Origin of the sequence: Ensifer sesbaniae (assembly GCF_013283665.1) — a bacterium.
Lineage (GTDB): Bacteria > Pseudomonadota > Alphaproteobacteria > Rhizobiales > Rhizobiaceae > Ensifer > Ensifer sesbaniae.
This window is the reverse complement of the sequence record NZ_JABEKU010000001.1, coordinates 1,005,390-1,023,565: the sequence shown is the minus strand read 5'-3', so window position 1 is coordinate 1,023,565 and position 18,176 is coordinate 1,005,390. Positions and strand designations below refer to the sequence as shown.

Below are 18,176 nucleotides of genomic sequence, written 5' to 3'. Positions count from 1 at the left end.
CCGTCAGGCGAGCCGCGGCATCCAATACTTCGGCGAGGCGCCCTCCTTCTTCAGGAAGGCGGCGAGCTTCGCCTCGTCGGTCCGGCTTTCGTTCATGTATTCCTGGGCGTGGATGCCGGCGCTGATGTAGAGCAGATCGAAGCCAGCATCCTGGGCACCCTTGACGTCCGTCGGCATGCCGTCGCCAATGGCGATCACGCGCGACAGGTCAAGCGCGCCGCGCACGGCCTTCGCCTCGGTCAGCGCCGCACGGTAGATGGCGATATAGGGCTTGCCGGCGATCCGGGCCTCGCCGCCCAACTCCTCATAGAGCTTGGCGATTGCGCCGGCGCAAGGGATCAGCCTGTGGCCGCGCTCGACGACGAGATCGGGATTGGCACAGATGAACGGGATCTTGCGCTTGGCGAGGCCCGTCAGCGTCGCACGGTAATGCTCCGGCGTTTCGGTCTCGTCGTCATAGAAGCCGGCGCAGACGACCGTCTCAGCGTCTTCCGACGACACGATCTGCGTTCCGAGACCTTCGAGCAGCGGCAAGTCGCGCTCGGCGCCGATGAAGAAGATCTTCTTGTCGGCGGCGGCGATCAGCGCCCGCGTCACGTCACCCGAGGTCACGATCCGGTCATAGGCTTCGTCGGGAACGCCGAGACCGCGGATCTGGATTTTCACACCCGGATGCGGACGGGGCGAATTGGTGATCAGCACCACCGTCAGGCCGGCGGCGCGCGCCTCGGCCAACGCCTCGCAGGCGGAAGCGAAGGCCTGCACGCCATTGTGAAGAACACCCCAGACATCGCACAGCACGACGTCGTAGCGTCCGGCGATTTCCCGAAAACTGTTGATCCTTGCGGCCATCCTGGCTTCCTGCAAACACGGTTTCCGGCTTGCATGGCAAGGAAGGCACAAGAATACAAGTGTCGCCGTTGGAAAAAGGGAACCCTTCCCGGGCAAAAAATCTAAGGGCCAATCCTTGACTCGTTCCAGACCGAGCCTTATCTCGGCGTCGCTGGCACTCGACAAAAGAGAGTGCTAACACTCATCCGTCGGATCGGTCAGCGATCCGTAATGTCATTTGATCGAGGGATTAGACTAATGGCAAGCACCAATTTCCGCCCGCTGCACGACCGCGTCGTCGTTCGTCGCGTCGAGTCTGAAGAGAAGACCAAGGGCGGCATCATCATTCCGGACACCGCCAAGGAAAAGCCCCAAGAAGGCGAAATCGTGGCAGTCGGCTCGGGTGCTCGTGACGAAAGCGGCAAGGTTGTTCCGCTCGACGTCAAGGCTGGCGACCGTGTCCTGTTCGGCAAGTGGTCGGGCACCGAAGTCAAGATCAACGGCGAAGACCTTCTGATCATGAAGGAAGCCGACATCATGGGCATCATCGGCTGATCGGCCGATACCCGCCTTCCCAATTCTTCCCCCGTTTGAAACCGGGCCTTGCCCGGAATTTCGACAACAGGAGCTTTCAAAATGGCAGCTAAAGAAGTCAAGTTCGGCCGCACCGCGCGTGAAAAGATGCTGCGCGGCGTCGACATCCTCGCCGACGCAGTGAAGGTAACGCTCGGCCCGAAGGGTCGTAACGTCGTTATCGACAAGTCCTTCGGCGCACCGCGCATCACCAAGGACGGCGTTTCGGTCGCCAAGGAAATCGAACTCGAAGACAAGTTCGAGAACATGGGCGCCCAGATGGTCCGCGAAGTCGCTTCGAAGACCAACGACATCGCAGGCGACGGCACCACCACCGCTACCGTTCTCGCCCAGGCAATCGTTCGCGAAGGCGCCAAGGCCGTTGCCGCCGGCATGAACCCGATGGACCTGAAGCGCGGCATCGACCTCGCCGTTGCAGAAGTCGTCAAGGACCTGCTCGCCAAGGCCAAGAAGATCAACACCTCGGACGAAGTTGCCCAGGTCGGCACGATCTCCGCAAACGGTGAAAAGCAGATCGGTCTCGACATTGCCGAAGCAATGCAGAAGGTCGGCAACGAAGGCGTCATCACGGTTGAAGAAGCCAAGACCGCCGAAACCGAACTCGAAGTCGTCGAAGGCATGCAGTTCGACCGCGGCTACCTGTCGCCCTACTTCGTCACCAACCCGGAAAAGATGGTCGCCGACCTCGAAGACGCCTTCATTCTCCTCCACGAGAAGAAGCTCTCGAACCTCCAGGCCATGCTCCCGGTTCTCGAAGCCGTCGTTCAGACCGGCAAGCCGCTCCTCATCATCGCTGAAGACGTCGAAGGCGAAGCTCTCGCAACGCTCGTCGTCAACAAGCTGCGCGGCGGCCTGAAGATCGCTGCCGTCAAGGCTCCGGGCTTCGGCGATCGCCGCAAGGCCATGCTCGAAGACATCGCCATCCTGACGGGCGGCACGGTCATCTCCGAAGACCTCGGCATCAAGCTCGAAAACGTCACGCTCGACATGCTCGGCCGTGCGAAGAAGGTTTCGATCTCCAAGGAAAACACGACGATCGTCGACGGCGCCGGCCAGAAGGCCGACATCGAAGGCCGCGTTGCCCAGATCAAGGCCCAGATCGAAGAAACCACTTCCGACTACGACCGCGAGAAGCTGCAGGAGCGTCTTGCCAAGCTCGCTGGCGGCGTTGCCGTCATCCGCGTCGGCGGTGCAACGGAAGTCGAAGTCAAGGAAAAGAAGGACCGCATCGACGACGCCCTCAACGCGACGCGCGCTGCCGTTCAGGAAGGCATCGTACCGGGCGGCGGCGTTGCCCTACTGCGCTCTTCCGTCAAGATCACGGCCAAGGGCGAAAACGACGACCAGGAAGCTGGTGTCAACATCGTTCGCCGCGCTCTCCAGGCTCCGGCTCGCCAGATCGCTGAAAATGCTGGTGACGAAGCTTCGATCGTTGTCGGCAAGATCCTTGAGAAGAACACCGACGACTTCGGCTACAACGCTCAGACCGGTGAATATGGCGACATGATTGCCATGGGCATCATCGACCCGGTCAAGGTCGTTCGCACCGCTCTGCAGGACGCAGCTTCGGTTGCCTCGCTGCTGATCACCACCGAAGCCATGATCGCCGAGCTGCCTAAGAAGGACGCTCCGGCAATGCCGGGCGGCATGGGCGGCATGGGCGGCATGGACATGATGTGATAAGGCGTAAGCCTTTCACAGCATCGTCCATAAAGCTTCGCCCATGCACTTAAAGCGGTTCAGCGCGTCAAGCGCGCTGAACGGGCGGCATGGACATGATGTGATAAAGGCGTAAGCCTTTCACGGCATTGATCCATCTGGATCGGAAAGGCGGCCCTCGGGTCGCCTTTCTTGTTTTTTATCAATACCATTGTTCGGCGAAGAACCCTTCAGCCGAGCTGCGGGCACAAAAACTCTACCGGTTGTAGTCGGGCTTCAAAAAACCGTTGAAGTCGAAAAAAAACGAACTATAACAGCGCCCCAAGTGAACGGAGATTCACAGGAGACTGGATAGCGGATCAAGGCGGGCGGCCAATCGCTTAAGCTTTTTCGTATTAACCGTGTATCCGGAATCTCTTCGAGAAAATCACGATTAGCATAAGTATTTAATCGCAAATTTAGCCGCCCTCTCCAGCGAAATCACTTCGTCGGAGAGCTTCATACTATCTCGCGACCTTCGAGTGGTGAAGCGCCCACGGTCAGTGGCGTGCGCTTCCCTATTGGTCGATGGCGGGCGTGATTTGCACAATGGGACGTGTTTTCTTGAGGCGTCGATGAGGCGCTCAAGAATGCTGCTGGGGTAGACCGTGTTCAAGATCACGAGAGCAAATTCCGTTCCCCTCGGCTCTCCGGGACGGCCGGACCTCGATCTGCCGCACCATGAGTTCCTGCAACAGTTCTGCGCGTCGGAGGGATGGTCGGGCGACTTGTCCACCGGCCTGTTCCGGCTTGGTGAAAAGGCTGCCGCCATCCACGGCCTTCGCGACGGCGAATGCGGCCTGCTCAACTTCGTGCGCTGCTACGATCCGGCCGACCGCAACCACGTGCTCGAGCTTTTCGAGCAGGCGGCGACAAGCTGCTCCTCCTTCTGCTTTTCGACAACGATCGCGCTCGAAGAACACGGCCAGAAACAGCCCCTGTTCTGCATCGGCGAATCCTCAGGCCTCGAACAGCGTTATTCCGGCACGATCACGGGCATCTTCTTCTTCCCGCGCTTTCTGGTGGAAGGTGCCGGCCGGACCTTGCTGCGGCAATAGCGCAGGCCTTGGCCCTGCCGACGGTTGGCGTCGACAAGGCGTGAAATCCCCGCAAAATCGGTGCGCGATCAGCGCTCGCCGCAGGCGCGACCTTGGCGATGTGCCGCCCGATCAGGCGGCGGCCGCCTCGTCGTCGCCGCTGAACAGAAGCGTTATCGGGGCCGGGCGTCCGAGCAGGTAACCCTGTGCCTCGTCGCAGCCTTCCGCCTGCAGGATATCGAGCTGCTTCTGCGTCTCGACACCCTCGGCAAGAACCGGCACGGACAGGCTCTGACCGAGCGCCAGGATGGCGCGAACGATCGCCTTGGCCTGCGGACTGCCCTCAACCTCCCACATGAAGCTCTTGTCGAGCTTGATCTTGTCGAAGGGGAACGACCGCAACGTTTCGAGCGAGGAGTATCCAGTGCCGAAATCGTCGATCGCGATCGTGACGCCGAGCTCCTTGATCTGACGCAGCGTCAGCAGCGCGCGCTCCTTGTCGTCGATGATCGTCGATTCCGTGATTTCGAGCTCCAGCCGGTTCGGGTCGAGCCCGGTTTCGGCAAGCACGTCCTGCACCAGGCTGACGATGTCGCCATTGGCGAGTTGGACCGGCGACAGGTTGACGGCAATCTTGTGGATGCTCGCCCAGCCCGCGGCCTCGCGGCAGGCTTCACGCAGCACCCATTCGCCGATCGGCAGGATCGCGCCGCACTCCTCTGCGAGCGGGATGAACTCGTTCGGCGGTACCATTCCGCGTTCGGGATGATGCCAGCGGAGCAGCACTTCGTAGCCGATGACGGTGCCGGTCATCACCGACTTCTGCACCTGGTAGTGCAAGGCAAGCTGCTTCTTGTCGACGGCATCCCAGAGATCGTTGGCGAGCGCACGGCGCTGGCGCGCAGCCTCGTCCATCGAGACCTCGTAGAAGCAGACCGTCTGGTTGAGCGCGGCCTTCGCCCGGTACATCGCAAGGTCGGCATTGTTGATCAGCGTATCTGCCGTCTCCGCATCCTGAGGATAGATGGCGACACCCATGCTGCCGCCGGACTTCAGCTCGAAATCGCCGAAGCGCATTTCCTCGTGCAGGCTCTTTTCGATACGGCGCAGGAAGTCGTTGAGCTCGGCCAGTTCCTCGAAACGCTTCACCGCAGCGAACTCGTCGCCGCCGAGGCGCGCTACGAACTCGCCCTCCTGCAGCAGCCCCTTCACGCGCTGGGCAATCGTCACCAGAACGAAATCGCCGGCGGCATGGCCATGCAGGTCGTTGACTTCCTTGAACTTGTTGAGGTCGATGCCGATGACGGCAACCTGGCGGTTGAACCAGGCCGCCGCATCCAGCTCTTCTTCGAGGTAGCTGTTGAACTGGAGCCGGTTCGGCAAGCCGGTCAGGCTATCGTGACGGGCGAGGAAGGTGATCTGCTCTTCGGTGTCCAACCGCTCGGTGATGTCCTCGTAGGTACTGACCCAGCCGCCATCGGGAAGGGTGCGATGCTTGGTCAGGATCGAGCGGCCGTTCGCCAGCTTTTCGACGATGTCGCCCCCGCCCTTGCCGACCATTTCGATCCGGTGCTTCTGATAGACTTCCTCGGCCTTGGCCCGCGCAATTTCGGGCTCGGCGTAAATGCGGGCGAAGACGATGTCGAGAATCTCGCGGAAGGTAAGCCCTTTGCCGGCGAGCGTCTCGGAAAAGCCGAAGATCTCGCGGCAGCGCCGGTTCGATAGCAGCAGCCGATCACCATTGTCGAACAGGCAGATACCTTGCGACATGTTTTCGAGTGCGACATCGAGGTTGTTGCTGACCTCGGCGATGCGATCGGCATCGGCCTTCGCCTTGGTGGTGTCCTTGACGATCTTGATGAAGCCGGCATGCTTGCCGTCTTCGTCAAGGAACGGGTCGATCACTACATGGGCCCAGAAGCGTGAGCCGTCCTTGCGATAGCGCCAGCCCTCGCTCTCAAACTTGCCCTCGGCCACCGCAGCCTCGAGCGCGCGGCGCGGCAGGCCGTTGCGCTGATCGCCTTCGGAATAGAAGCAGGCGAAATTCTTGCCGATGATGTCCTCGGCCGCATAGCCCTTGTTGGCCTCGGCACCGGCATTCCAGCTCGCCACACGGCCATCGACGTCGAGCATATAGATGGCGTAGTCCTTCACGCTGCGGACGAAGCGCGTGAATTCCCGTTCGGCGGCGGCGGCGGAGAGCTCGGCATGATGGGCAAAGCCGGCCGCAACCAGCACCAGGGACAGAAGGAAGAAGGCGGTTCCGGCAATGACGAAGGCGAGCAGATGCGGCTGGATCATGCCTTCAAGGGGCGTAGTGATAAGACCGACTTCGATCGTCACGGCGCCCATGGCGGTGAAATGCAAAGCGACGATGCCGAGCGTCATCAGGAGCGTCGCGGTGATCTTCGCCTTCTGCGGCTTGCGGACACAGGCAATCGTCCGCAACGCACCGATGTCGAACAGCGAGCCGAGCATGATCGAAGCGACAACGAGCGTGGCGTCCCAGCGCAGGTTGCCGGGCACGTCGAGGGCCGCCATGCCGAGGAAATGCATGCAGGCAACGCCGGCGCCGAGCACCAGACCACCGGCAATCCAGGCCAGTCGATCCTGTAGACGGGTCGCGATCAGTAGCGCCGTCGTGGTCAGCACGATCGCGATAGCCAACGACAGGGCGGTCAGATCCATCTGATAGCCGAGGACGACACCGGGATCGTAGGCCAGCATGGCGATGAAATGCGTGGCCCAGATACCGAAGCCGCTGGCAATGCCTGCCGCCACCGCCCAGATCGTCCGCGCCTTGCCGGATGATCCCCGGGCGCGCTGCAACAGCGTCACCGCACCGTAGCTGGACAGGAAGCATATGAGCGCCGCCAACGCGACCAGCTTCGGATTATGCTCCACAACGAGGCATGTAAGGACCTTGAACATCGCAATCGCCTAAATCAAAAACCGCTGGGGAAACGAGACCTCCCGCCTCCCGTTAAGCGACCTCTGTTGGCGTCTGGTGACTTAAGGAATTGATAAATCGCAAGTCGGCCCCGCAATTGCGAGGAAAAACAGTCCTTTCGTCGTTAACGAAAACTGAACTGGACCGCCTCAAGGCTGTTCCGGATGCGGACCGCCGCCAAGCGTGGCCCTACGCCTGAGACAGCAGCGCCTTGAGGTCCGATTGTGGGTCGGCAATGACGGCCCGATCAGGGTTGATGCCGGCTTCAAGCAGCTTCTTGCCGGTCACATAGGCCTTGGCGTCATTGATCGCGTCGACCGCGATCAAGCGCCCCTGCTTGAAGTACCAGACCGACACGCTGCCCTCGCGCTGACCGGGTCTGACGATCGTTTCGTCATGGCCGAGACCGAGGCCGGCGATCTGCAGCTTGACGTCGTACTGATCCGACCAGAACCACGGCTTGGGGTCATAGGGGTGTTCGCTGCCGGCGAGGATTGCCGCCACGGCTTCCGCCTGGTCGACAGCATTCTGCACCGATTCCAAGCGGATACGCTGGCCGTCCCAGGGCATGACGGCGCAATCGCCCATGGCGAAAATCGCCGGGTCGGCGGTTCGCCCGAAGGCGTCGACGACGATGCCGCCCGCAGTCTCGAGCCCGGCGTCGTGTGCCAGGCGATCATTGGCAGTGACGCCAATGCCGACGATGACGACATCGACCGGCAAGACCGATCCGTCGGAGAGTTCCGCCGCGGTCACCCGGCCATTTTTTCCGACGAGGCGATTGAGGCCGGTTCCCTCGCGAACATCGACGCCGCGCGAGCGGTGGATTTCGCGGACGATGCCCGAGGTCGCGGAGGAAGCGACGCGCTGTAGGATGCGGTCGGCCATTTCGATGACCGTGACTTCGAGCCCTGAGGTTCGGGCGACGGCCGCCGCCTCGAGACCGATGTAACCGCCGCCGACGACGAGGGCACGCCGGCCGGGCGTCATCTCCTCGGCAAGGCGATCCGCATCCTTGAAGTCGCGCACGACGAACACGCCTTCGAGATCGCCGCCGACCGAAGCCGGCAGCCGGCGCGGCGTCGCGCCGGTGGCAAAGGCCAGCACCTCGTATTCGAGCGAGGTCCCGTCGCTGAGCGTCACGAGCTTGCCGGCACGATCGAGTCTGGTCACGGTCGTTTCGAGGCGGATGTCGACATTGTGTTCGCCGTACCAGGCCTCCGGCCGGTAGAGCAGCCGGTCGAGGCTCAATTCGCGCAGCAGATACTTCTTGGAAAGCGGCGGACGTTGGTAGGGCAGGCTCGCTTCGGCGGCGACGATGGTGATCGGCCGCTCGTCCTTCAGGGCACGCAGCTTGGCAACCAGGGCAAAGGCGGCCTGACCGCCACCGACAACAACAAGCCTTCCCGACACGCTTCTCACCTGCTTCTTATTCGTCTGTACAGCAAGGCCTAGCCCTGCGCCCGAGCTTCGTCAACTCGAGCACAAGGCGATGGTTGTTGTTATTCCTTGCGCGGCACTTCCATGCCCTTCAGAGCCGCCGGGCGCGACAGGCCGCGCTCGACCCAGGCCATCACGTTCGGAAAGCTCTTGTAATCGAGAACCTCGGCACCGCCATAGAACCTGCGTGCGCCTTCGACCCACGGGTAGGTGGCGATGTCGGCGATCGTGTAATCGTCACCCATCAGCCATTGCCGTCTCTCAAGGCGCGCTTCGAGCACGCCGAGAAGACGCTTCGATTCGTCGCGGTAGCGCTCGACGGGATAGGAATTGTTGGCGACCTTGTCGGCGGCAAACTTGAAGAAATGGCCGAACTGGCCGAGCATCGGGCCGATGCCACCCATCTGGAACATCACCCAGCAGATGGTCTCGTAACGACCGGCCGCATCGGCCGGCAGCAGCTTGCCGGTCTTTTCCGCCAGATAGATCAGGATCGCGCCGGACTCGAAGAGGCCGATCGGCTTTCCGTCCGGACCATTGGGATCAATGATCGCCGGGATGCGACCATTCGGGTTGAGCGAGACGAACTCCGGCGATTTCTGCTCGTTGGCATCGAAGGCGATCCGGTGCGGCTCATAGGCGAGGCCCAACTCTTCGAGCGCGATCGAGACTTTCACGCCATTCGGCGTCGGCAGCGAATAAAGCTGGATGATATCGGGGTTTTTCGCCGGCCAGCGCTTGGTGATCGGGAAGGCGGAAAGATCGGCCATGAAGGTCTCCTGGAACGGAATGGCGGGAGGAACGGCGGAGATGCCGTCGGCGCGACTTACATAGGAACGGAGGGGGCGCTTTTTGAGGACCCTACTTTAATGCACGTTTTTCGAGCCCAGGAAGATTGCGGTGGGTCCGCCCTGCCCCGTTCGCAGCGTCAGAGCACGCCGCGAACCGCCGCAATAACCCGTGCCACGACCGGGTCTCCGTCATGGCCGGCCTTGCGCGCCCGCACTAGGCAGGCCTCGGAACGCAGGATCACGCCGTCAGTCAGGATCTTCAGATGGTTCGCCTTCAGCGTCGAGCCCGTCGAGGTGATATCGACGATGATGTCGGCCGAACCCGACGCCGGCGCGCCTTCGGTGGCGCCGAGGCTTTCGACGATGCGATAGAGCTGGATACCGTGGCTTCCCGAAAAATGGTTCTGCGTCAGCCGCCAGTATTTGGTGGCGATCGCTAGGCGGCGGCCATGGCGCGCGCGGAAGTCCGCAGCAACGTCGCCGAGATCGGCCATGGTGTCGACGTCGTACCAGATCTCCGGCACCGCGACGACGACATCGGCATGACCGAAGCCGAGGCGGGCACAGAACTCGACGCGGGCGTCGGCATTGGCGAGCCCTTCGCGCACGAGATCCTCGCCGGTGACGCCGAAATCGATCGAGCCGCTGCCGAGTTCGCGGGATATTTCGGAGGCCGAGAGGAACGCGATCTCCACATCGTCCGCGCCCTCGACCCGGCCGCGATAGGAGCGATCATTGCCGACGGCGACGATCTTCATGCCGGCCCGTTCGAAGATCGCCGAGGCGTCATCCTTCATCCGCCCCTTGGACGGCAGCGCGATGGTGATGGTCATTGTGCGCCTCCCTCAGAGGCAATCGCCTTTTCGATGCGGTCGAGCCAGAGCGAGAAACCGACGGCCGGAATGTGTTCACGGGCGCCGAGCAGCGTCAGCAGCCGGTCGAAGCGGCCTCCGCCGGCCAGCACCGCCTGGATACCGTCGACTTCCACCTCGAAGACGAGACCGGTGTAATAATCGAGCGGGCGACCGAAGGCGGCGCGATAGCGGATCGCGCCGATGTCGGCACCGGTCTTGGAAAGCGCGGCGACACGGGCATCAAAGCGGACGAGCGCCTCATCGAGCTTGAGGCCGGATTTCTTGGCGAAGGCGAAGAGCGCGGCCGGAGCATCGGCGAGCGGCACGTCGAGCGCCAGGAACGCGCCGACCTGATCCAGCGTCTTGCGATCGAGCTGCGTGTTCGCCAGTTCCATCTTCTCCTTCAGCCGCCGGGCGATGTCCTCGGGCGAGCGGCTGGCATTGGTGGAGTAGCCGGTCGCTTCCATCGTCTCGCCGATATGGGCGACGAGGCGGGCTTCATCTTCAAGCAGTCCGTCCATCGACAGGCGTACCACTTCAGGACCGAAGACACCGACTGTCCGGGGATGGGCGAGCTCCGTGAGCAGCTTCTGCAGATGCTTCTGGTCGCCGAAGGCATGGATCAGCCGCTTCTGCCAGCCGGCCGGCAGGCCGCAGGCGCCGACGACGGCTTCGAACACCGCCTGGTCGCCCAGCGTCACGTTGAGGCGCCGTCCCGGCAAGCGGTTGGCGACGACACGCATCGCATCACCGACAGCGCGCGCATCGGCGGCAGCGGTATCGGTGTCGCCGAGATCCTCGATGCCGGCCTGGTAGAATTCGTTGCCGCCCTCGCGGCGCTGGCGGAAGACCTCGCCGAGATAGGCGTAGCGCTTCGGCGTGCCGGTCACCGCCTCGATGTGGCGCAGGCAGACGGGAATGGTGAATTCCGGGCGCAGGCAGAGGCTTTCGCCAGTCTCGCTCTCGGTCATGAAGATGCGACGCCGCAGATCCTCGCCGGCCATGGCGAGGAATGGCTCGGCCGGCTGGATCACCGGTGTGTCGACACGCAGCGTGCCGAGGCTCTCGAATTCGGCAAGCAGCGCGTCGGCGAAGGCGGGCAGGTTGATCAGGGCCATGACCGTCAGCCTCTTGCCCGATCCTCGGCCTGCGCCGCCAGCATCTCGCGCACCTTTCCTACCAGTTCGGCGGTCGGAACGGAAACCTGGGCCACGCGCGCTTCGCGCCAGGCCGCATTGTCCTCGATCTCACCCGACAGGCGCTTGCCTTCGATCAGATCCTTGATCTGTACCAGACCGGCGGCGCGCTCGTCGCCCCCCTGGATGATCGCCAGCGGCGAGCCGCGACGGTCGGCATATTTCAGCTGATCGCCAAAATTCTTCTTGTTGCCCTGGTACATTTCAGCGCGGATGCCGGCGTGGCGAAGCTGCTGCACGAAGCGCTGGTAGTGGCCCATGCTCTCTATGTCGCGGTCCATGACGCAGACGACGACCGGGGCGAGCACTTCCGATGCGCCGAGCTTGCCAAGGTTCTTGAGCGCCGTCATCAGGCGGGAAACGCCGATCGAGAAGCCGGTCGCCGGAACGGGCTGGCCCATGAAGCGCGAGACGAGGCCATCATAACGACCGCCGCCGCCAACCGAACCGAAGACGACCTTCTCGCCCTTCTCGTTGGTGACTGCAAACTGCAGCTCGGCCTCGAAGACCGGGCCGGTGTAATATTCGAGACCGCGCACGACCGAGGGATCGATCTTGATGCGGTCGGCCTCATAGCCGGCGCTTAAGACCAGGCTGCGGATCGTGTTCAGTTCCTCGACGCCTTCGCCGCCCTTTGACGTACCCGCAACGAGATCCGCGAGTTCGGCAGCACTTTCGGCATAGTCCTTGATGCCGACGAAGAAGAGCACCTTGTCGATCTGTTCGGCATTGAGGCCGGCACCCTTGGTGAAGTCGCCGCTTTCATCCTTGCGGCCTTCGCCGAGCAGGAGCCGCACACCTTCCGTCCCGAACTTGTCGAGCTTGTCGATGGCGCGCAGCACCGTCAGGCGGGCATTGGCCTTGTCGTCGCCGCCAAGACCGATCGCCTCCATGACGCCATCGAGCACCTTGCGATTGTTGACGCGGATCACGTAGTCGCCGCGCGCGATGCCGAGCGCTTCCATGGTGTCGGCCATCATCATGCACATTTCGGCATCCGCCTGGACGCCGGCGGCACCAACCGTATCGGCGTCGAACTGCATGAACTGGCGGAAGCGGCCGGGGCCCGGCTTCTCGTTGCGGAAGACGTAACCGGCACGGTAGGTGCGGAACGGCAGCTGAATCTCGTTGAAGTTCTCGGCAACGTGGCGGGCGAGCGGCGCCGTCAGGTCGTAGCGCAGCGACATCCACTGGTCGTCATCGTCCGTCAGCGAGAAGACGCCTTCGTTCGGACGATCGCTGTCCGGCAGGAACTTGCCGAGCGCGTCGGTGTATTCGAACAGCGGCGTTTCGACCGGATCGAAACCATAATGCTCGTAGACCGCGCGGATCTTGCCGATCATTTCGTCGGTCGCGCGGATATCGGCGGCGGAGCGATCGACGAAGCCTCGCGGCAGGCGCGCCTTGAGCTTCTGCGGTTTCTTCTGTTTCTCGGTCATGGGAGCATTCCGGACTGTCAGTGTGTTGGCTGCTTTCCCTATCGGATCAAGGCAGGGGCGGCAAGGGTTTGGACCGCGCAAAGCGCGCGCCGTTCCGGTCGCAGCGGGCTATGCGGAGCACACGGTGGGAGACGTGGCGCGGGGCAGAGCGAAGAGAGGAAATGGGTATCATGTTGAGATTCATGACACCTGGTTGCGGGGCTATCCGGCCCGGACATCTGGGCGCACATGACATTTGGATACGGCACCTCGACGAAGGGACCTACCTCAAGGAAGCCTGGCGCTGCGATCTCGCGACCGGCATTTTCCAGCTTGGCCAGCGCACCGCCGCCTTACTCGGCACCTCCGCTCCTTCCTGCGGCGTCATCGATATGGTGCGCGCCTATGACCGAAAGGATCGCCCAACCGTGCTCAACATCCTCGAACAGGCGACCGCCTCGTCATCCTCGTTCTGCTTTACCGCCATGGTGCGGGCGCCGACGTCGCAAGCGGCGCAGCTCTTCTGCGTCGGCCGGTCCGTGCTCGACACACCAGGCGGCGAGGATCTGCTGCAAGGCGTCTTCGCCTTTCCGCGTGAGCGCGTGATGCTCTGCGCTTGAGCGCAGAGCCTGAAAGCGCTGACACCCCTTCCCCACGGCGCCGCGCGTCCTATCAGACGCGCAAAAGTCGCTGTAGGACTTTGATTTGCATGTCTTCGTCCTCAAATCGAGGTCGATTTAAGGAGACATGCAGTAGGTTGAAAATGGCTCCAAGGATCACGCCTCGGCGGCGCTCCCCAAAGGCCGATCGATTGCAGAAGGAAGGAAACACCATGTCGCTGAAACCGTTGACGATGGCCCTCGCGCTCACCGCCTGCCTCGCCTTCCCGGCGGCGGCCGAAGACACGAGCCACGGCAGCATTCATCACGGCTCCACGGAATCCCAGAGCCTGGCGGGCGATGCCTCACCTTCGAGCAAGGCCTTTGCCCAAGCCAATGCCCGCATGCACAAGGATATGGACATCGCCTATACCGGCAAGACGGATATCGACTTCGTGCGCGGCATGATCGCCCACCACCAGGGTGCCATCGACATGGCCAAGATCGAGCTCGAATACGGCAAGGATGAAACGATCCGCAAACTGGCGGAAGAGATCATCAAGGCGCAGGAAGGCGAGATCAAGTTGATGAAGGAATGGCTCGCAAAGAACGGCGGCTGAGCGACAACGCCAGCCGGGTTTTAACACCAGTCAGCCGGGTTCGGGTTACCGGGGTCGGGTCGCGCCCCGCCCCTTACGCCACCCGGCCCAGAGGCCTGACAAGCTTGGCTCGCATCTCCTCCACGACCGCGCGGCAATGACAGCCCTCGATGTGGTCGTTGACGAGGCCCATGGCCTGCATGAAGGCGTAGATCGTCGTCGGGCCGACGAAGGTCCAGCCGCGCTTCTTCAGGTCCTTCGAGACCCGGATCGAGGCCGCCGTCGTCGGATTGGCGACGATCGCCTCATAGGTCACCTTTGCCGGGCGCTCGGCTGCCGGTGGTTCGTGTGACCAGAAATAGCCCGCGAGCGAACCAAATTCCTGCCTGAGATCCTGGGCGCGACGGGCATTGTTGATGGTCGAAACGATCTTGCCACGATGGCGCACGATACCGGTGTCGGCGAGGCAGCGTTCGATATCCGTCTCATCGAATGTCGCGACCTTGTCGAAATCGAAGCCGGCAAAGGCCGCGCGGAATGCCTCGCGCTTGCGCAGGATCGTGAGCCACGACAGGCCGGACTGGAAGCCTTCGAGGCAGATCTTCTCGAACAGGCGACGATCGTCGAGGACCGGGCGTCCCCATTCGTCGTCGTGGTAGCGACGATAGTCGTCGAGGTTGCCCTGCCAGGCGCAGCGCTGAAGTCCATCCTCACCGATCACTATGCCTTTGGCCGTCATGCCCGCTCCATCCTGTTCATTTCCCTGCCTTTTACCATTTGCAAACCAGATTCCTAAAGCGACGGATAACCCTACCCAAAGCTTTATCGGCACCTTCGCCTTTTAATGAAGCGCCGTTTACCATTCGGTGGCTCCCCGGTGACACGATCGCGCCATTGCCAAGGCGCATAGCCCGCTCGAGCGTCCGGTTCTTCGGCTGTCTGCGCCCCTTTGATGAATTTCGGCGAAAGGTAGCGAGTCCGTCCGATGTTGAAAAACCTTCTTATAGCCGCCTCCGTTCTGACCCTTTTTGCCGGCCCGGCCGCGGCCCAGGACCGGTACCAGAACCGGCCTCCGGTCGTCGTCAGCCCCGATCTCACCGCCCCCTGGGTGATGCAGCTCGGCGGGCAACAGGCCCGCACGCGGCAGGTCATGTACCGGCAGCAGATTCCGGCGGCCACCCGAAAACAGTATTATCAGGGACAACTCGCGCGGCCGCAGGCCAAGCGCCGCGTCGTCAACCCGCTGATCCAGCCGGCCAATGCCATGCGCGCCCAGCGCCCGGTCAAGCCGAAGTTCGACCCGCAATTCCTGCCGCAGACGGTCTCCTATGAGACCAAGGAAAAGCCGGGCACGATCGTCATCGATACCAACAACCGCTTTCTCTATCTGGTGACCGGCAACGGCGAGGCACGGCGCTATGGCGTCGGCGTCGGCAAGCCGGGCTTCGAATGGGCCGGCGCTCACAAGGTCAGCCGCAAGGCGGAATGGCCGAGCTGGACACCGCCGCAGGAGATGATCACCCGCGAAGCGGCCAAGGGCCACTACCTGCCGGCGCGCATGGACGGCGGCCCGGAAAACCCGCTTGGCGCGCGCGCCATGTATCTCGGCTCGACGCTCTACCGGATCCACGGCACCAATGCGCCCTGGACGATCGGCTATGCCGTTTCCTCCGGCTGCATCCGCATGCGCAACGAAGACGTCGTCGACCTCTACGAGCGCGTGAAGGTGGGCACGAAGGTTATCGTCATATAGTTGAAGCATAGCATAGAATATTTCTCGACCCTCGCACGTGTTGCTGTTGCCTGCTGCATGTTTCCTTAAATCGTCTCCGATTTGAGGACATAAACATGCAGCAACTTAAAAGTGCTGCAGCGACCTTTGCGCGTCCAATACGACGCGCGGCGCTGCACGCGTGATTTTCAGGCAACAGCAGCATGAACAGATATAAGTCCGGCGATCCGCCGGCTGTATCGCAGGCTTGAACTTCGCCGCATTTTGCATAGCCTGCCTGCAACGAGGGTTCAGAGGGAATCGTATATGAAGCGTCTTGCCAGCAAAGCGGTCGCGATCGCTATCGCGACCAGCACTATTCTTGCCGCCACCAGCGCCTCGGCTTTCACGCCGACGCCAGCCACAGGTCCCAAGGTCAAGTCATCCGACGTTGTACTCGTGGCCACGCCCAAAAGGCCGGCAAAACAATACTGGCGCACCAAGGTTCGCTTCCGCACCGACGAGGCCCCCGGCACGATCATCGTCGATACCAACAACAAATACCTTTACTACATCGACGGCCCGAACCGCGCGACGCGCTATGGCATCGGCGTCGGCCGCGACGGCTTCGGCTGGTCGGGTGTCGTGAAGGTCGGCCGCAAGGCCGAATGGCCGACCTGGACGCCGCCGGCCGAAATGCGTCGTCGCGAAGCCGCCAAGGGCCGTATCCTGCCGATCACCCAGGAAGGCGGCATCGACAACCCGCTCGGCGCCCGCGCCATGTATCTCTACAAGGGCGGCCGCGACACGATCTTCCGCATCCATGGCACCAACCAACCCTGGACGATCGGCCAGAACATGTCGTCGGGCTGCATCCGCATGATGAACGAGGACGTGGAGCACCTCTACGACCGTGCCGACATCGGCACCAAGGTCATCGTCATCGGTCCCGGCAGCAAGCCGGGCGACACCTATTTCGACGATCGCGGCGTGGATATCTTCCGCCAGATCTTCGGCGGCTGATAGCTATTCGGGCACCCATCAAAAGGCCGGTTCCTCGCGGAGCCGGCCTTTTCTTTTGCCTTAGAGCCCTTGTGGCTTTGCCCCGCCATAGGCCCAGTCGAGCAGTTCGACCGTATGCAGGATGGGGATCGCGGTCCCGCTGGCGATCTGGGTGATGCAGCCGATATTGCCGGTGGCAATCGCATCCGGCTTCGTCGCCTCAATGTTCTTGACCTTGCGCGCCTTCAGCTTCGCCGAGATTTCCGGCTGCAGGATGTTGTAGGTGCCGGCCGAGCCGCAGCAGAGGTGCCCTTCGGCCGGATCGCGAACGACGAAGCCGGCGCGCTTCAAAAGCTGCTTCGGCACAATGGTGATCTTCTGGCCGTGCTGCATCGAGCAGGCGGAATGATAGGCAAGCGTCATGCCCCTCGCATCCTGTTCCGGCAGGTCGAGGGTAGACAGATACTCGGTGATGTCCTTGGCCAGCGCCGAGACCCGGGCCGCCTTTTCCGCATAGTCAGGATCGAGCCGCAGCATGTGGCCGTAGTCCTTGATCGTCGTCCCGCAGCCCGAAGCGGTAATGACGATGGCATCGAGCCCGCCCTCGTCGGCGACCTTCAGCCAGGCGTCGACGTTGCGGCGCGCCGCCGCGAGCGCCTGGTTCTCGCGGCCCATGTGGTGCACTAGGGCGCCACAACAGCCTTCGCCGGCCGAGACAACCACTTCGACGCCAAAGCGCGTCAGCAGCCTGATCGTCGCCTCGTTGATCTCAGGCTTCAGCACCGGCTGGGCGCAGCCGGACAACAGCGCGACCCGACCGATACGCTTGCCCTTCGGTGCGTGGGTGCCGGGCACGGCCGAAGCGGAAGGCTCAGGCACGGCCCCCGGCGCCAGATCCAGCATAACGCCAAAGGTTTTCAGCAAGGGCGTGCGCTTCATGAGAGCCGCAAACGGCCGGGCAAGGCCGGCCGCCTTCAGCGACAGGCGGAAGCGCTGAGGATAAGGCAGCACCGCCGCAAGCACGGAACGCGCCAGCCTATCCCTGAACGGGCGGCGATAGGTGTTCTCGATATGAACGCGCGCGTGGTCGACGAGATGCATGTAGTCGACGCCGGAGGGACAAGTGGTCGTGCAGGCGAGACAGGAGAGACAGCGGTCGATGTGGGTGACCGTTTCCTTGTCGGCTGCCCGACCGTTCTCCAGCATGTCCTTGATGAGGTAGATACGCCCGCGCGGGCTATCGAGTTCGTCGCCCAGCGTCACATAGGTCGGACAGGTGGCGGTGCAGAAGCCGCAATGCACGCATTTGCGCAGGATGGCTTCGGATTCGGCCACATGCGGGTCGGTAAGCTGCGCGGGTGTAAAATTGGTCTGCAAACGCGAACTCCACTCTGCGGTTCTGCAGGACCGCACAAGATGCGTGCTTCGGTCACCGCAGCATTCTGATTTCAGCATC

16 protein-coding genes are annotated in these 18,176 nt (G+C 62.4%); 7 read left to right on the top strand and 9 right to left on the bottom strand.

Going from position 1 to position 18,176, the window contains the following annotated elements; translation table 11 throughout:
* Positions 1–3: 3 nt before the first annotated feature.
* Positions 4–852, bottom strand: a complete 849-nt coding sequence (locus tag BHMPCIPO_RS04915; protein WP_173515727.1) for a TIGR01459 family HAD-type hydrolase — start codon at positions 850–852, stop codon at positions 4–6.
* Between the two features lie 237 nt (positions 853–1,089).
* On the opposite strand from BHMPCIPO_RS04915, the gene groES reads away from it, so the two are divergent.
* The 3 genes from groES (at position 1,090) to BHMPCIPO_RS04900 (ending at position 4,181) form a co-directional block, all read left to right on the top strand.
* Complete coding sequence (gene groES / locus BHMPCIPO_RS04910) at positions 1,090–1,386, top strand: co-chaperone GroES (RefSeq protein ID WP_012706990.1); 297 nt, start codon at positions 1,090–1,092, stop codon at positions 1,384–1,386.
* Between the two features lie 81 nt (positions 1,387–1,467).
* On the top strand, positions 1,468–3,105 hold the full coding sequence (gene groL / locus BHMPCIPO_RS04905) for a chaperonin GroEL (RefSeq protein WP_066875142.1): 1,638 nt from the start codon (positions 1,468–1,470) through the stop codon (positions 3,103–3,105).
* A gap of 626 nt (positions 3,106–3,731) precedes the next feature.
* Complete coding sequence (locus tag BHMPCIPO_RS04900; protein ID WP_173515726.1) at positions 3,732–4,181, top strand: hypothetical protein; 450 nt, start codon at positions 3,732–3,734, stop codon at positions 4,179–4,181.
* Positions 4,182–4,292: 111 nt separating this feature from the next.
* Here the strand turns inward: BHMPCIPO_RS04900 and BHMPCIPO_RS04895 are convergent, their stop codons facing one another.
* The 6 genes from BHMPCIPO_RS04895 to hisS all read right to left on the bottom strand — a co-directional run bounded on the left by BHMPCIPO_RS04895 (position 4,293) and on the right by hisS (position 12,830).
* A complete protein-coding gene (locus BHMPCIPO_RS04895; protein WP_173515725.1) occupies positions 4,293–7,091 on the bottom strand; it encodes a bifunctional diguanylate cyclase/phosphodiesterase in 2,799 nt (932 codons plus the stop codon).
* A gap of 208 nt (positions 7,092–7,299) precedes the next feature.
* On the bottom strand, positions 7,300–8,523 hold the full coding sequence (locus BHMPCIPO_RS04890) for an NAD(P)/FAD-dependent oxidoreductase (protein ID WP_173515724.1): 1,224 nt from the start codon (positions 8,521–8,523) through the stop codon (positions 7,300–7,302).
* Between the two features lie 89 nt (positions 8,524–8,612).
* The gene (locus BHMPCIPO_RS04885) at positions 8,613–9,320 is read right to left on the bottom strand and encodes a glutathione binding-like protein (RefSeq protein WP_173515723.1); all 708 of its coding nucleotides are present in this window, start codon (positions 9,318–9,320) and stop codon (positions 8,613–8,615) included.
* 158 nt (positions 9,321–9,478) lie between these two features.
* On the bottom strand, positions 9,479–10,174 hold the full coding sequence (gene hisG, locus BHMPCIPO_RS04880; RefSeq protein WP_173515722.1) for an ATP phosphoribosyltransferase: 696 nt from the start codon (positions 10,172–10,174) through the stop codon (positions 9,479–9,481).
* On the bottom strand, positions 10,171–11,313 hold the full coding sequence (locus BHMPCIPO_RS04875; RefSeq protein WP_173515721.1) for an ATP phosphoribosyltransferase regulatory subunit: 1,143 nt from the start codon (positions 11,311–11,313) through the stop codon (positions 10,171–10,173). The genes hisG and BHMPCIPO_RS04875 overlap by 4 nt, the downstream gene beginning before the upstream one ends.
* 5 nt (positions 11,314–11,318) lie before the next feature.
* Positions 11,319–12,830, bottom strand: a complete 1,512-nt coding sequence (gene hisS, locus BHMPCIPO_RS04870) for a histidine--tRNA ligase (RefSeq protein ID WP_173515720.1) — start codon at positions 12,828–12,830, stop codon at positions 11,319–11,321.
* A 170-nt stretch (positions 12,831–13,000) separates the two neighbouring features.
* Between hisS and BHMPCIPO_RS04865 the strand changes: the two genes are divergently transcribed.
* A complete protein-coding gene (locus BHMPCIPO_RS04865; protein WP_173515719.1) occupies positions 13,001–13,429 on the top strand; it encodes a hypothetical protein in 429 nt (142 codons plus the stop codon).
* 212 nt (positions 13,430–13,641) lie between these two features.
* On the top strand, positions 13,642–14,028 hold the full coding sequence (gene copM, locus BHMPCIPO_RS04860) for a CopM family metallochaperone (RefSeq protein WP_173515718.1): 387 nt from the start codon (positions 13,642–13,644) through the stop codon (positions 14,026–14,028).
* Positions 14,029–14,101: 73 nt separating this feature from the next.
* Here copM and BHMPCIPO_RS04855 read toward each other — a convergent pair whose 3' ends face one another.
* Positions 14,102–14,746 (bottom strand): DNA-3-methyladenine glycosylase I, encoded by a 645-nt coding sequence (locus BHMPCIPO_RS04855; protein WP_173515717.1) that lies wholly within the window; start codon positions 14,744–14,746, stop codon positions 14,102–14,104.
* A 246-nt stretch (positions 14,747–14,992) separates the two neighbouring features.
* Between BHMPCIPO_RS04855 and BHMPCIPO_RS04850 the strand changes: the two genes are divergently transcribed.
* Positions 14,993–15,760, top strand: coding sequence for a L,D-transpeptidase (locus BHMPCIPO_RS04850; RefSeq protein WP_173515716.1), 768 nt, complete (start codon positions 14,993–14,995; stop codon positions 15,758–15,760).
* Between the two features lie 285 nt (positions 15,761–16,045).
* Positions 16,046–16,741, top strand: a complete 696-nt coding sequence (locus tag BHMPCIPO_RS04845) for a L,D-transpeptidase (RefSeq protein ID WP_173515715.1) — start codon at positions 16,046–16,048, stop codon at positions 16,739–16,741.
* 60 nt (positions 16,742–16,801) lie between these two features.
* On the opposite strand, the gene glcF is transcribed toward BHMPCIPO_RS04845, so the two are convergent.
* Positions 16,802–18,097: a glycolate oxidase subunit GlcF gene (gene glcF / locus BHMPCIPO_RS04840; protein WP_246304265.1), complete on the bottom strand. Its 1,296-nt coding sequence runs from the start codon at positions 18,095–18,097 to the stop codon at positions 16,802–16,804.
* Between the last annotated feature and the right edge of the window lie 79 nt (positions 18,098–18,176).